The sequence below is a fragment of the Streptomyces gottesmaniae genome (genome assembly GCF_031845845.1).
Taxonomy (GTDB): Bacteria; Actinomycetota; Actinomycetes; order Streptomycetales; family Streptomycetaceae; genus Streptomyces; species Streptomyces akebiae.
In genome coordinates this window covers 24,535-37,867 of the sequence record NZ_JAVRFJ010000041.1, presented here as the reverse complement: position 1 = coordinate 37,867, position 13,333 = coordinate 24,535, and the positions used below count along the sequence as shown (strand labels likewise).

At 70.6% G+C, this 13,333-nt stretch carries 9 protein-coding genes and 1 pseudogene; 4 read left to right on the top strand and 6 right to left on the bottom strand.

All coding sequences use genetic code 11. The features are described 5' to 3' along the window. Positions 1 to 4: 4 nt before the first annotated feature. Entirely contained in the window at positions 5 to 886 is an 882-nt protein-coding gene (mltG, locus tag RM704_RS35320) for an endolytic transglycosylase MltG (protein WP_033527908.1), read from the bottom strand. Between the two features lie 43 nt (positions 887 to 929). After that, positions 930 to 2,825, bottom strand: a complete 1,896-nt coding sequence (locus RM704_RS35315) for an ABC transporter ATP-binding protein (RefSeq protein ID WP_033527909.1) — start codon at positions 2,823 to 2,825, stop codon at positions 930 to 932. Positions 2,826 to 2,989: 164 nt separating this feature from the next. On the opposite strand from RM704_RS35315, the pseudogene RM704_RS35310 reads away from it, so the two are divergent. Beyond that, positions 2,990 to 3,439, top strand: a pseudogene (locus tag RM704_RS35310) (MarR family winged helix-turn-helix transcriptional regulator); the annotation flags it as partial. Positions 3,440 to 3,441: 2 nt separating this feature from the next. On the opposite strand, the gene RM704_RS35305 reads toward RM704_RS35310, so the two are convergent. The 3 genes from RM704_RS35305 to RM704_RS35295 all read right to left on the bottom strand — a co-directional run bounded on the left by RM704_RS35305 (position 3,442) and on the right by RM704_RS35295 (position 7,510). Beyond that, positions 3,442 to 4,890, bottom strand: a complete 1,449-nt coding sequence (locus tag RM704_RS35305; RefSeq protein ID WP_033527911.1) for a cation:dicarboxylate symporter family transporter — start codon at positions 4,888 to 4,890, stop codon at positions 3,442 to 3,444. Between the two features lie 144 nt (positions 4,891 to 5,034). Next, complete coding sequence (locus RM704_RS35300) at positions 5,035 to 6,735, bottom strand: peptide-N4-asparagine amidase (protein ID WP_033527912.1); 1,701 nt, start codon at positions 6,733 to 6,735, stop codon at positions 5,035 to 5,037. A gap of 79 nt (positions 6,736 to 6,814) precedes the next feature. Continuing rightward, entirely contained in the window at positions 6,815 to 7,510 is a 696-nt protein-coding gene (locus RM704_RS35295; RefSeq protein WP_192829682.1) for a hypothetical protein, read from the bottom strand. Positions 7,511 to 7,889: 379 nt separating this feature from the next. Here RM704_RS35295 and RM704_RS35290 point away from each other — a divergent pair, with 379 nt between their 5' ends. The 3 genes from RM704_RS35290 (at position 7,890) to RM704_RS35280 (ending at position 12,475) form a co-directional block, all read left to right on the top strand. Further along, positions 7,890 to 9,722, top strand: coding sequence for an ABC transporter transmembrane domain-containing protein (locus tag RM704_RS35290; protein ID WP_033527913.1), 1,833 nt, complete (start codon positions 7,890 to 7,892; stop codon positions 9,720 to 9,722). Beyond that, positions 9,719 to 11,500: an ABC transporter ATP-binding protein gene (locus RM704_RS35285; RefSeq protein ID WP_033527914.1), complete on the top strand. Its 1,782-nt coding sequence runs from the start codon at positions 9,719 to 9,721 to the stop codon at positions 11,498 to 11,500. The genes RM704_RS35290 and RM704_RS35285 overlap by 4 nt, the downstream gene beginning before the upstream one ends. Before the next feature lie 504 nt (positions 11,501 to 12,004). Then, positions 12,005 to 12,475 carry a DUF5709 domain-containing protein gene (locus RM704_RS35280; RefSeq protein ID WP_033527915.1) on the top strand — a complete coding sequence of 157 codons (471 nt, stop codon included), beginning with the start codon at positions 12,005 to 12,007 and terminating at the stop codon, positions 12,473 to 12,475. A 62-nt stretch (positions 12,476 to 12,537) separates the two neighbouring features. On the opposite strand, the gene RM704_RS35275 is transcribed toward RM704_RS35280, so the two are convergent. Then, positions 12,538 to 13,332, bottom strand: coding sequence for a metal-dependent hydrolase (locus RM704_RS35275; RefSeq protein ID WP_033527978.1), 795 nt, complete (start codon positions 13,330 to 13,332; stop codon positions 12,538 to 12,540). Position 13,333 lies beyond the last annotated feature (1 nt).

Below are 13,333 nucleotides of genomic sequence, written 5' to 3'. Positions count from 1 at the left end.
GCCCTCAGCCCGTCGTCGGCGAGGGCGACCCGCTGACCGTCCCGGCCTCCGGTGACGCCTTTCTGCGGTTCTGGTTGAACTCGGCGACGTTGCGCAGGTGTTCCTGGTAGTTCGCCGTGAAGCGGGTGTCGCCCGGCTTGACCGTGACGAAGTACAGCCAGTCGCCCTCCGTCGGGTTGACGGCGGCACGCATCGCCGCCTCACCCGGGTTGGCGATCGGAGTCGGCGGCAGGCCCATGCGCCGGTACGAGTTGTACGGGCTGTCGATCTTCGTGTCGTCGACGGTGGTGTTCAACGTGGAGCGGTTCAGCGCGTAGTTGATGGTGGAGTCCATCTGCAGCGGCATCCCGCGTTCCAGGCGGTTGAAGACGACCCGGGACACCCGGCCCATGTCCTGCTCGGTGGCCGCCTCGGCCTGGATGATGCTCGCGATGGTGACCGCCTGATAGACGTTCATCGCGTTGCGCTGGGCCCCGGCCGTGACCTGGCCGCCGTTGAACTTCTTGTTCGCGGTCTCGACCATGGACGCCAGCAGGGACTCGGGGGTCGACTTCTCCCGCAGCGGATACGTCGCCGGGAACAGATAGCCCTCCGGGTTGCCCTCGGCGTCGTCGGGCAGCATCAGCCGGGCCTTGGACAGCGACTTCTTGGTGGATCCGGCGGGCAGCGCGAGGGCCTTGTCGACGGCTTCGTAGACCTGGCCGGAGCGCCAGCCTTCCGGGATCACCAGGGACGCGGGGCGCTCGGCCGCGCCGCCACCGCCTCCCACACTCAGCAGCGGCACCGCCACGGCGGTGGCCGCCACGACGGCCCCGGCCGCGATGAGGGCGGCCCGGCCCCGACGCGTCAGTCGAATCGTGCTCCGTGGCGGAGTGTTCATCTGCATGCGGGCACGGTAACCCGCATATCACCTCAAACCCGGCATATCTTCATCTTGTCGGCTCCAGTTTCGGCACCTTGGCCACCTCCCGACCGGGCTTCAGCCGCGCGTCCCGCCGGACCAGCGCCGCGTACCGCCCACCGCTCTCCAGCAGTTCCTCGTGCGTACCGCGTTCGACGGCCCGCCCGGAGTCGAGCACGACGATCTGGTCGGCGCCGCGGACGGTGGAGAGCCGGTGCGCGATGGTGACGGTGGTCCGGTTCGCGGAGAGCGCGTCGATGGCCTCCTGCACCGCATGCTCGGTACGGGTGTCGAGGGCGCTGGTCGCCTCGTCGAGGATGAGGACCGGGGGATCGCGCAGAATGGTGCGGGCGATGGCGAGACGCTGCTTCTCCCCGCCGGAGAAGCGGTGTCCGCGCTCACCGACGACGGTGTCGTAACCGTCGGGCAGGGCCGCGATGTGGTCATGGATCTGGGCCGCCCGCGCGGCCGCGTGCAGCTCCTCGTCGGTGGCGTCCGGTTTCGCGAAGCGCAGGTTGTCGGCGACCGAGGCATGGAAGAGGTACGTCTCCTGCGAGACGACGCCGATGCCCCGCGCCAGGGTGTCGAAGTCCAGGTCGCGCACGTCGACCCCGTCGAGGGTGACCCGGCCGCCCGTGACGTCGTACAGCCTCGGCACCAGCCAGCCGAGCGTGGACTTGCCGGCGCCGGTCGGCCCGACGACGGCGAGGCTGCCGCCGGCCGGAACGCTCAGGTCGATGCCGTCGAGGATCGGGCGCGACCTCGCGTCGTCGCCGGGGCCACCGTTCTCGCCGGGGCTGGCGGCGCCGTCGGCGCCGTCCGCGTCGTAGCGGAACTCGACCTTCTCGAAGCGGAGTTCGCCCTTGATGCGGTCGAGGTGGACCGGGTGCTCGGGCTCGGTGATGTCGATCGGCAGGTCGAGGTACTCGAAGATGCGCTGGAAGAGGGCGAGCGAGGCCTGGATCTGGACGCCCGTGGACAGCAGGCTCACGGTCGGCCGGAACAGGTTCTGCTGCAGCGACACGAAGGCGACGAGCGTGCCGACGGAGACGGACGGGCCGCCGAGCTGGAGCGCGACGCCGGCGGTCCAGTAGATGACGGCGGGCATGGCGGCCATGACCACGGTGATGATGGCCATACGCCAGCGCCCCGCCATGTTGGCCCTGACCTCCAGGTCGACGAGCCCCTCGGACTCCTCGGCGAAGGACTTGGTGAGCGAGTCGGCGCGGCCCATGGTGCGCCCGAGCAGGATGCCGCTGACGGAGAGCGACTCGGTGACCGTCGCGGCCATGGCGGCCATCTGGTTCTGCCGCTGGGTGGTGATCTTCTTGCGCTCGTCGCCGACCCGCCGGCTTATCCACACGAAGAGCGGCAGCAGGAGCAGGGTGACCACGGTGAGCCGCCAGTCCAGGGCGACCATCGCGACGACCGTGGCGACCACGCTGGTGGTGTTGGACACCAGGGAGGTGGCCGTGGAGGTGACGGTCGCCTGCATGCCGCCGATGTCATTGGCGATCCGGGACTGGACCTCACCCGTCCTGGTCCGGGTGAAGAAGGCGAGCGACATCCGCTGCAGACGGCCGTAGACGGCGGTGCGCAGATCGTGCATGACCCGCTGGCCGACGGTGGTGGAGATCAGCGTCTGCAGGACACCGAAGATGCTGGTCAGGACGGCGCTGAGGATCATGCCGAGGGCCAGCAGGCTCAGCAGCCCGGTGCGCCCCTCGGGGATGGCGGTGTCGAGGATCTCCTTGAGGAGGAAGGGCGTGGCGACCGAAGCGAGTGACGCGGCGCCGACGAGGAGACCGACGATCGCCAGTCGACCGCGATAGGGGCGGAAGAGCTTCAGGATGCGACGCACCTGGCGGGGCTGTTCACCCGTGTCGGCGGAGGGCGCCCGGGTGGGTTCGTGATGGGGATGCATGGGCTCCTACGGGAGGTGAGACGGACTGGAGGTCGAGGTGACGACGAGGACTTCCGGGGGCTTCCGGCACTTCTGGGCACTTCTAGGGACTTCCGGGGGCCTGCGGAGCCTAGCTCATTGTTACCTATACTCACAATGCACATGGTCCTGATATTGTTCCCGGTATGACCGACCCCGATGCCGACGGACTGCTCGCCGAGCAACTGCTGCGCCTCACCCGCCGCGTGCACCGCATCCAGAAGCGCCACCTCCAGCAGAGCGGGTTGGAGATCACCCCTGCGCAGTCGCGACTGCTGCGCACCCTCGCCCACTACGACACACCGCCGAGGATGGCCGATCTGGCGGAGCGCCTGGAGGTCGTGCCCCGGGCCGTGACGACGCTGGTCGACGCACTCGAGGAGAGCGGGCGGGTGCGCCGGGCGCCCGATCCCACCAACCGGCGGGTGATCCGGATAGAGGTCACGGACGAAGGCCTCGAGGTCCTGCGGGAGCTGCACCACGCGCGCCGCTCGGCGGCGGAGGAGATCCTGGCACCGCTGTCGGGCGGTCAGCGGACCGTACTCGAAGGCTTGCTCGACACGCTGGTCGGCGGAGAAGGAGGGATCCAGAGGAAGGATCAACTCACTCCGGACGCGGCCTCCTTGGTCTCCCCCTTGGAGAGAGCGGAAACCTCTGCCTCCACGGGAGTGCCCTCGCCGGCATCGGCCTCGGCATCGGCCTCGCTCTCCGCCTTCGCGGGAGGCTTTCCGAGCTCGTCCTCTTCCTCCACGAACTCGATCTCACCGTCGAGCATCTTCTTCGCCCGGTCGGTGTCCAGCGCGCCCTCCCACTTCGACACCGCGAAGACGGCGACACAGTTGCCGAGGAGGTTGGTGACGACGCGCATCGAGTCCATGATGCGGTCGACGCCGAGGAGCAGGGCGACGGCGCCGGCCGGGATGGCACCGAGCGAGGAGGCGGTCGCCGACAGCGCGAGGAAGGCCGAACCGGGGATGCCCGCCATGCCCTTGCTCGTCAGCATCAGGACCAGGACGACCGTGACCTGCTGACTGAGACTGAGGTCCACTCCCACGGCCTGCGCGATGAACAGGGTGCCGATGGACAGATAGATGGACGCGCCGTCGAGGTTGAAGGAGTACCCGGTGGGCAACACCAGACCCACGGCGTCGTCACGGGCGCCGGCCTGCCGCAGCTTCTGCATCATGCGCGGCATCACGGACTCACTGGACGCGGTTCCCAGTGCGAGCAGCATCTCCGCCCGCGTGTAGCGGACGAACTTCCACAGGCTCAGCCCGGTCATCAGCTTCAGCGCGACGCCCAGCAGCACCAGGAACGCGGCGGCGACGGCGTAGCAGAGGATAATCAGCTTGGCGTAGGTCTTCATCACGCCCAGGCCGTACTCGCCGACCAGGTGGACCATCGCGCCGAACACGGCGAGCGGGGCCAGCTTCATGACGAAGCCGACGATCGCGAAGATGACCTCCTGGGCCTGCTCGATGGCGGGCAGGATCTTGGGCACCTTGGTGTGACCGAGGTGCAGCAGCGCGGCGCCGGTGAGGCAGGCGAGCACGAGCACCTGGAGCAGCGCGTTCTCGGCGAACGCGCCGATCGCGCTCTGGGGCAGCGCGTTGAGGATGAACTCGCTCGTCGTCGGCAGCTCACCGCCGGCGGTCTTCGCGTCGACCGCGGAGGTGTCGAGCTTCGAGGGATCGACGTTCATGCCCGAGCCGGGACCGAAGACGTTGGCGGCGACCAGACCGATGAGCAGCGCGGCCGTCGAGGCGACCTCGAACCAGATCAGTGCCTTGAGCCCGATCCGTCCGAAGGCCTTCAGATTGCCGGCCTTGGCGATGCCGACGACGACCACGCAGAACACCAGCGGCGAGATGACGGTCTTGATGAGCCGGATGAAACCGTCGCCGAGCGGTTGAAAGGTCGTGGCCGTGTCCGGCCACAACCTTCCGACGACGATTCCGAGCACAAGCGCGACTCCGACTTGCGCGAACAATGAGGTACGCAGCATGCGTGCGACGCGTCGCGGCAGGGACGGTACGGACTGCGGCACGGGCACTCCTCCGAGGGGACTTTCTGTCATGCGGAAAACTGCTTCCGCGTCGATCACTATCGGGGAGTCGTCGCTCACGGGGAAGACCGTCGCGTTTCGCGGAGGTAAATCATCGAACAGACGTCACATCGCACGCATGGGGCATCAACAGCCCATACGGTCCTGGGTCAGCACTCCCTGTACGGAGACCAGCGAACGGTCGTAGCAACCGTCCGACCCGTACGTTCGGTAGCGCTCGCTCGTGGTCCCGACGGCATGCCGCTGGTCGCGCGGTACGTTCGCGGTGTACGTGGCGTCACCGGTGTAGGTGTCGTCGAGCCGGGACCACGCCGTGCGCCTCCCGCCGCGCGTCTCGGTGACCGCCGCCCGGTCGCCGAGCGTGAGCACGGTCCGCAGCCGATCTCCCGCGCCGAGCGTGGTCGTTCCGTCCATCGTGTACGACCGCTGGACGCGCGTCGTCCGGTCCTGCCCGCGTTTGGATCCTCCTCCGCCTCCGCTCACGGTGACCGTCTCGTCGTCGCTCCACCTCGCGTCGAGCGCGTCGGGGTTCTCGCCGTCCGACCAGGTGTGTGTGGAGGTGTTGACGAGGCTGCGGCGAACGGTGGTCGTGACCCGGCCGTGGGAGGTGTCGACGTAGCCGGCGACGGTCAGCCGATGGCTCCCCTCGGTGTCGAGGCGGTGCTCCGCACCCGGCGTGTACGTGGACGAGTTGGCGAAGTCGCCCTCCCTCACCTTCGTGAGGGCGCCGGTGACGTGCTCGCTCTTCTCGTCCTGCCAGACCAGGACGTTGACCGGGGTGCTCCAGCCGCTCTGCCCCTCGGGCACACCGGCGACGGACACCTCGATCCGGTGCGGGCGCCCGTCGTTGAGCAGGCCCGCGAAGGGGGTGAGGTCGTAGCGGAGGGGCTGGATGTCGAAGGCGCGGGGCCCGGGGACGACGTACCAGAGGAAGGGGTTGGACCAGCCGCCGGTCCACACGTTCGGGAACGGTGCGGCGATTCCGGCCAGTTGCCCGTCCACCGCGATCCGCACCTCACGGTAGGGCCCGTCGTCAGCCTTGCAGGAGTACGGCGCCTCGTCGGGCACCGTCAGGTACCAGTACTCCTCGCAACCGCCGCCGGACCCGGTCGCGTACACCTCGGCGATGACGCGTTCGCTGTTGCGCGGGGTGGTGAGGCCGGTGCCGTCCCGGAGGGTGAGGACGCGGTCGGGGACGGTTCTCGCCGTTCTCGCGTCGGGCCGGCCGACGTAGAAGGTCAGCGTGACCTTGACGTCGAGGATGCCGGTGTACGTGTCGTCGACGACGTTGCCGATGAGCATCTCGACCGGCTGCTCGGAACGCAGGGTGTCGCTGTAGCGCGTGACGTCCTTCTCCACGGACCACTCGATGCCGTCGGGCGAGGGCTGCGGGGTCGACGTCCGGAACACCTCGACGCCGCCGATGTGCAGATGGCCGAGCCGGTCGAACTGGCGGCCCTTGACCTTGCCGTCGAGCCGCAGGACGACCTTGCTCCATCTCTTCCCGCACTCCCCCGGTGGTGTGTAGGTCCCCCGGTAGGGCGTGAAGTCCTTGAACTGCGCCTCGGCGACAGCCACGTGGCACGACTTCGCGTTCTCGGGCCTGGAGACGGCCGGGGCAGCGGTGATCGGATCGTGCCAGTCGGTGCCGAACTCGGCGGGGACGGCGGGCGATGCGTCGGTCCGGGAGGGGGCGGCGGCGGATCGGGCGGAAGTGGCGGCGGATTCGTCGGGGGTCGCGGCGGATCGGGCGGGGGTGGCCCCGAGGAGGGTGCTCGCCAGGAGGGTCGCCCCGGTGAGCATGGACATGATGATCCGGCTTCTCATGGCCGGAGTTCTACGGGGAGTCGACACTCCGCCGCAATGGGATCTCCGGCCACAAGCAGACACAGGCGCACCGGGCGCCTCAGGCCTTCAGCTCCGCCTTGTCCCCCATGACGATCACCGGGTGCAGGGCCGGGTCGAGCGTACGCAGCAGGTACTCCATGCCCGACTTGGGCAGGCTGACACAGGCAGAGGTGCCGCTGCCGTGGTCCATGTGCAGCCAGATGCTGCCGCCCTTCGACTGGCCCTCGGGGCGCGTCGGGTCGATCGGCGAGGTGCCCTTGACCCGGTTGTAGTCGATCGCGATCACGTAGTCGAAGTCGTGCCAGTGCGACTTGGCCCAGTAGTGGGGCGCCTGGAACGACGCCGACCGGCTGTACGGGAGCTTGGCCCCCGGGTCGGCCAGCACCCCTCCCGCGTCGCTCAGCGTGAACACGCCGACCGGGCTGCGCTTGTCGCCCTCCCGATGGTCGGTGGTCCACCCCTTTTTGCCGTTGTGGCCCTCCCAGCTGCGGGTCTTCTTCCAGTCGGAGCCGCTTTTCGTGTAGAGCACGACCGTGGCGTCGGCGTCGTTCCTGCCCTCTCCGTAGACGGCCACGACCTGGCGGGACTCCGCGGGGATCTGCTTCTGGAGGCGGTCACCGACGCCCGGGACACGGGTCGGGTCCACGGTCCCTTCCCCCGACCGATCCGTCCCGCCACCGGACTTCGTGGCGTTCGTGTCGGCCCTGGCTCCGTCGTTCGTGACACCCGAACCGCCGCACGCCGCGACGGACATCACCAGCGCGCCACAGACCACCACGGCGAGCCCGACACGAGCCGCGCCGTTCCTCGCACCCGTGTCGTCCGCGCTGCCCGCGGCACCCGGGCCCGCGTCGCTCACCGTGCCGGTTCGTCCCCGCCTCGTACCGCCTATTCGCATGCGGTCCATCGTCGCACCGCTCGCCGGACGCGGGCGCCCGTCGTGGCGCACGTCGGGCTTCCCGCGGAGTGTCCAGGCCGAAACTTTGCCCGCCCCCGGAAAACCGTTTGCTTCCGACCACGCCGCGACGCGAACCTTTCACGGCCGGTCGCTGGACCTCGCCGCCCCTTTTCTCCCCACTTACCCCCACTTCTCCTCCCTTCCCCCCATCCCTGACACGAGCCTCTGGGACGTCATGCAGATTCAAGACCTTCCGTACAAAGACCCGGGAGTGCCGGACGCGCGCTCGGGCCCTCGATTCCTGTGGTGGCTCGGCCGGAATCAGCTGGGCGGACAGTTCAAGGCGCTGGCGTGGGGGTTGTTGCACTTCACCTCCGTGGCCGGCCTGCCGTTCTGTGTCGGCTTCGCCATCCAGGCCGTGGTCGACCGCTCCGGATCCCGACTCGCCCTCGCGGGGGTGGTGCTGATCGTGTGCGGGTTCACCATCTCGTTGGGCGACACCTTCCTGCACCGGGCCGCCGTCACCAACTGGATCACGGCCGCCGCCCGCGTCCAGCAACTGCTGGCCCGCAAGACGGCCCAGCTCGGCTCAGCTCTGACACGCCGGGTCGCGGCCGGAGAGGTGGTCGCGGTCTCCACCGGCGACGTCGAGAAGATCGGCTGGTTCGTCGAGGCCATCTCCCGCTTCACCGCCGCCGCCCTCACCGTGGTGCTGGTCTGCGTCGGCCTGGTCGTGTACCAGCCCGCCCTGGGCGTCGTCGTCGCGGTCGGAGTCCCCGTTCTCGCCCTGGCCGTGCTTCCGCTGTTGCCCCGCGCGACCCGCCGCGCCGACTTCCAGCGCGAGAAGGCGGGCCGCGCCACCGAGCTGGCCTCCGACACCGTCGCGGGCCTGCGTGTGCTGCGCGGCATCGGCGGCGAGGACCTCTTCCTGGACCGCTACCGCCGCGCCTCCCAGGAGGTCCGCCACGCCGCCGTCCGCAGCGCCCGTATGTGGGCGCTCATCTCCGGCATCCAGGTGCTGCTGCCGGGACTGCTGCTGATCGCGGTCGTCTGGCACGGCGTGGGTCTCGCCCGCGAGGGCCGCATCACGGTCGGCGAACTGGTCACCGTGTACAGCGCGGTCATGCTGCTGACGTACCCGCTCAGACACTTCGAGGAGATCGCGATGGCGTACTCCTTCTCCCGCCCGTCCGCCAAGCGGGCCGCCGGAGTGCTGTCACTGGAGCGGGCCACGGACACCGAGGGGTCCCGAGAGGCCGCCATGCCCACCGGAGACCTGTACGACCCGGCCACCGGGCTGCTCGCCCCCACCGGGTGTCTCACGGCGGTGGTGTGTGGTGACCCGGACGCGGCCGGACGACTGGCGGAACGGCTGGGCGGCCACGCCTCCGAAGAGGGCACCTCCGTGCTCCTCGGCGGTGTACCGCTCGACGAACTGCCCCTCGACTCCGCCCGCACGGCCGTCCTCGTCCAGGACAAGGACCCGGTGCTGCTCTCCGGCACTCTGCGCGAACTCCTCGACGTCCCCTCCTCGGGCCAGGTCACCGCCGAGGAGGCGCTGAACGCCGCCCAGTGCGGGGACGTACTGGACGCCCTGGTCCAGGGATCACTGGACGCCGAGGACCCGATGCACGCGCGGATCACCGAACGCGGGCGGTCGCTGTCCGGCGGCCAGCGCCAGCGACTCGCCCTGGCCCGCTCCCTGATCACGGATCCCAAGGTGCTGGTCCTCGACGAGCCGACCTCTGCCGTCGACTCGCACACCGAGGCCCGGATCGCCGACGGCATCCGCTCCCTGCGGGCGGGCAGCACGACGGTCGTGTTCACCTCCTCGCCCCTCCTGCTCGACCTCGCCGACCGCGTCGTCCTCGTCCACGACGGCGAGGTCGCGGCGGTCGGCCTGCACCACGACCTGGTCCGCAGGGAACCCCGGTACCGGGCCGTCGTCACCCGCGAGACCGACGAGGAGGCCGACGCGACGACCGCCCTCACCGGCCGGCCGCAGGACCGCAAGACCCCCCTCAGCGAAGTGCTGGACGAACTGGAAGAGATCGAGGAGACCGCATGATCGGCGTGGCGCCCCCGGCCTACGACCCGGCCGCCCCGACGACGGCGAACACCCTGCCCGTCGGCGCCCCCGCGACCGTACGCGCCTACGTGGCCGAACTGTTCCGCCGGCACCGCCGGGCGTTCGTCCTGCTCATCACCGTCAACACCGTCGCGGTCGTGGCCTCGATGGCGGGCCCCTACCTGCTCGGCGCACTCGTCGAACGGGTCTCCGACGGGGCACGCGAACTCCATCTGGAAGTCACCGCGGCGGTGTTCGTCGTCGCCCTCGTCGTCCAGGCCGTCTTCGTACGGGAGGTACGTCTGCGCGGCGCCATGCTCGGCGAGCGGATGCTGGCCGACCTGCGCGAGGACTTCCTCGTCCGGTCGGTCGGCCTGCCGCCCGGTGTCCTGGAACGTGCCGGCACGGGTGACCTGCTCTCCCGCATCACCACGGACATCGACCGGCTCGCCAACGCCATGCGTGAGGCCGTGCCCCAGCTGGCCATCGGCGTGGTCTGGGTGGTGCTGCTCATCGGCGGCCTCGCCGTGACCGCTCCCCCGCTGGCGCTCGCCGTCCTGCTGGCCCTGCCGCTGCTGGTGGTCGGCTGCCGCTGGTACTTCAAGCGCGCCCCCTCCGCCTACCGATCGGAGTCCGCGGGGTACGCCGCCGTCGCCGCCGTGCTCGCGGAGACGGTGGACGCCGGCCGCACCGTCGAGGCCCACCGCCTCGGCACACGCCGCATCGACCTGTCCGACCAGCGGGTCCGGGAATGGACCGCATGGGAGCGGTACACGCTGTGGCTGCGGTCGGTGCTCTTCCCCGTCATCAACTTCACGCACACCACGGTCCTCGGGTCCGTCCTGATCATCGGCGGGGTGTTCGTCCTGCAGGGCTGGATCGGGCTCGGGCAGCTCACCACGGGCGCGCTCATCGCCCAGATGCTCGTCGACCCCATCAACCTCATCCTCCGCTGGTACGACGAACTGCAGGTCGCCGAGGTGTCGCTGGCCCGCCTGGTCGGCGTGCGGGACATCGAGCCGGACGCGGGCGACCCGACCGTGGCTCCCGAGGGGCGCCATGTACACGCCGACCAGGTGCGCTTCGCGTACCGCGAAGGCGTGGACGTCCTGCGCAAGGTGTCCCTGGAGGTCGCGCCGGGCACCCGGCTCGCGCTCGTCGGCCCCTCCGGCGCGGGCAAGTCGACCCTGGGCCGACTGCTCGCCGGGATCTACGCGCCCCGTGACGGCCGCATCACCCTCGGTGGTGCGGAGCTGTCCCGGATGCCCGCCGAGGACGTCCGCTCCCACGTCGCCCTGGTCAACCAGGAGCACCATGTCTTCGTCGGCTCCCTCCGCGACAACCTGCTCCTGGCCCGCACCGGCGCGCAGGACGCCGAGCTGTGGGCAGCGCTGGGCGCGGTCGACGCCGACACCTGGGCACGGGCACTGGACGAGGGGCTGGACACCGAGGTCGGTTCCGGCGGGTTCACGCTCACCCCGGCGCAAGCCCAGCAGATCGCACTGGCCCGGCTGGTCCTGGCCGACCCGCACACGCTGGTCCTGGACGAGGCGACCTCGCTTCTCGACCCGCGGGCGGCCCGTCATCTGGAACGCTCCCTCGCCCGCGTCCTCGACGGCCGCACCGTCGTCGCCATCGCCCACCGTCTGCACACCGCCCACGACGCCGACGTCATCGCCGTCGTCGAGAACGGCCGCATCAGCGAGCTGGGCAGCCACGACCAGCTCGTCGCGGCGGACGGCGCGTACGCCGCACTGTGGAGGTCGTGGCACGGCTGACCGGCGCGGGGGCACCGCCACCAGGCGGAGAACGACCGTCCCCGACCGGACGGCGCCCCGGCCCAGGCCCCTGACCGGCTCCTGCACGGTGCTCACGGCGGGTGGGGCCACACCGTCGGAGCGCTGTCGCCGGATCGCGAGGCGCACCGACCTCGGCGGCGGGCTCCCCCGTTGCCTGGGCCGTCCCCTCCTCACTTGCCTCGGCGGCCGGCTCCACCGTTGCCTCGGCCGTCGCCTCCAGACCTGCCTCGACGGCCGCCTCGGCTCCCGCCCAGGCAGTGGGCTGCGCTCCGGCCGTGACGACCGGCCCCGGCCGGGTCCGGCGGGCGCCGTCGCCCTGCCGTTGCGCGGTGCCGAACGCGAGTGGAAGGCTGGTGGTGGGCACTGATTCGGGGGACGCCCGTGAACCGCCCGGTTCACGGGGTTCGGGCCGCCGCCCAGCGGTCCGCGCGCCCACCGTCGCCGAACGGTGGCACCGGGCCCGCCCCACCACTGGAGGTACCCGTGGACAGAGCCGGCGGATGGGGAGACGACGTCTACCAGCCAGACGGATCCGAGATCCAGGACGACGCGGGGCTGCTGGACGCCGAGGACACCCTGGTCGCCGACGGTGTGGCCGACCCCCTCGACCGGGGCTGGTCCCCGCCGGAGCGGCCATGGGCGGTGGAGCACACCGGTGTGACGGCGGCGGAGCGGCTGCGCGGCGAGACCCTGGAGCAGCGCCTCGCCGAGGAACTCCCGGACATCGCCTACCCCGACGGGGACGGCATCGGCGACTCCCAGGACACCGACGGCGAGCCGCTGGACAACGAGGTGGGAGACCTGCGCTCCGGCCGTCTGGTCGCCCCCGACGAGGGCGCGCACGAGGACGAGGAGAGCGGGCTGATCGCCACCGACATAGGCATCGACGGCGCGGCCGCCTCCGCCGAGGAGGCCGCCATGCACATCGTGGACGAGGACTCCCAGCCGAGCTGACCCCCGGGCGAACGCGTCACCCGGTCCTGGGCGGCCGGTCCCTCGGCGGCAGTGCCCGGGTGTCAGATGACGTTCAGGGCTGCCGCCGCGCCCACTCCCCCGAGCACCATGAACACCGGCATCAGCACCCGCAGCTCGACCCAGCTGCCGGCCCGGAACCGCATCACCTTCGGTGGCCCCACGGGGTACCAGCGCTTGCGCCCGATCGGTATCGGCCACAGGATCGGGCACCCCGACACGGTCAGCGAGTCCCCGATGTCGTGCACCAGGGCACCGAGCACGATCGGCAGCCCGAGCCACAGGTACTCCTGGCCCGGCTGTGTGAACAGCCAGTCCGCCCCGTTGCCCGGCTTGTCCAGGACACCCGCGAGGATCCAGGCACTGGTCGCCGCCAGCAGCCACACCAGCACATCGCTGCTCGCCCCCCGGGTCGCCCGCCACAGCAGCCCCTCGATGGCCAGCACCAGATGCACGAAGAGAATGGCCAGCACCGCCCAGCGGCCGCCCGTGATCGCGGTGACGGAGGCACCGGCACCGAGCAGCGCCGCCCACAGCCAGGTGTGCGTGAGGGTGCGGTGCCCACCCGAGCGACGCGGGTCGCCCTGCTTCTTGGTCGCCTTGTAGACGGCGTACGACAGCTTGTCGACGATCTCGCACACCCAGCGTGACAGCGGACCGAAGGAGCGGGAGATCGTGGCCGCCTTGTGGTCCAGGTCCGGGGCGAGTGCGGCACCGGCGCAGATCAGCGCACCGACCAGGAGCACCGGCCAGGGCATCGTGTGCCCCGCGGCGGCCGCTGCGGCTCCTACGCCGAGCCAGGCCGCGGCTCCCGACAGTGAGTGTGCTGGTCCCATCATG

Coding starts and splice junctions, on each gene's coding strand:
- mltG (WP_033527908.1), bottom strand. CDS start 886: ATGCAGATGAACACTCCGCCACGGAGCACGATTCGACTGACGCGTCGG.
- RM704_RS35315 (WP_033527909.1), bottom strand. CDS start 2,825: ATGCATCCCCATCACGAACCCACCCGGGCGCCCTCCGCCGACACGGGT.
- RM704_RS35300 (WP_033527912.1), bottom strand. CDS start 6,735: ATGAGAAGCCGGATCATCATGTCCATGCTCACCGGGGCGACCCTCCTG.
- RM704_RS35295 (WP_192829682.1), bottom strand. CDS start 7,510: ATGTCCGTCGCGGCGTGCGGCGGTTCGGGTGTCACGAACGACGGAGCC.
- RM704_RS35290 (WP_033527913.1), top strand. CDS start 7,890: ATGCAGATTCAAGACCTTCCGTACAAAGACCCGGGAGTGCCGGACGCG.
- RM704_RS35285 (WP_033527914.1), top strand. CDS start 9,719: ATGATCGGCGTGGCGCCCCCGGCCTACGACCCGGCCGCCCCGACGACG.
- RM704_RS35275 (WP_033527978.1), bottom strand. CDS start 13,332: ATGATGGGACCAGCACACTCACTGTCGGGAGCCGCGGCCTGGCTCGGC.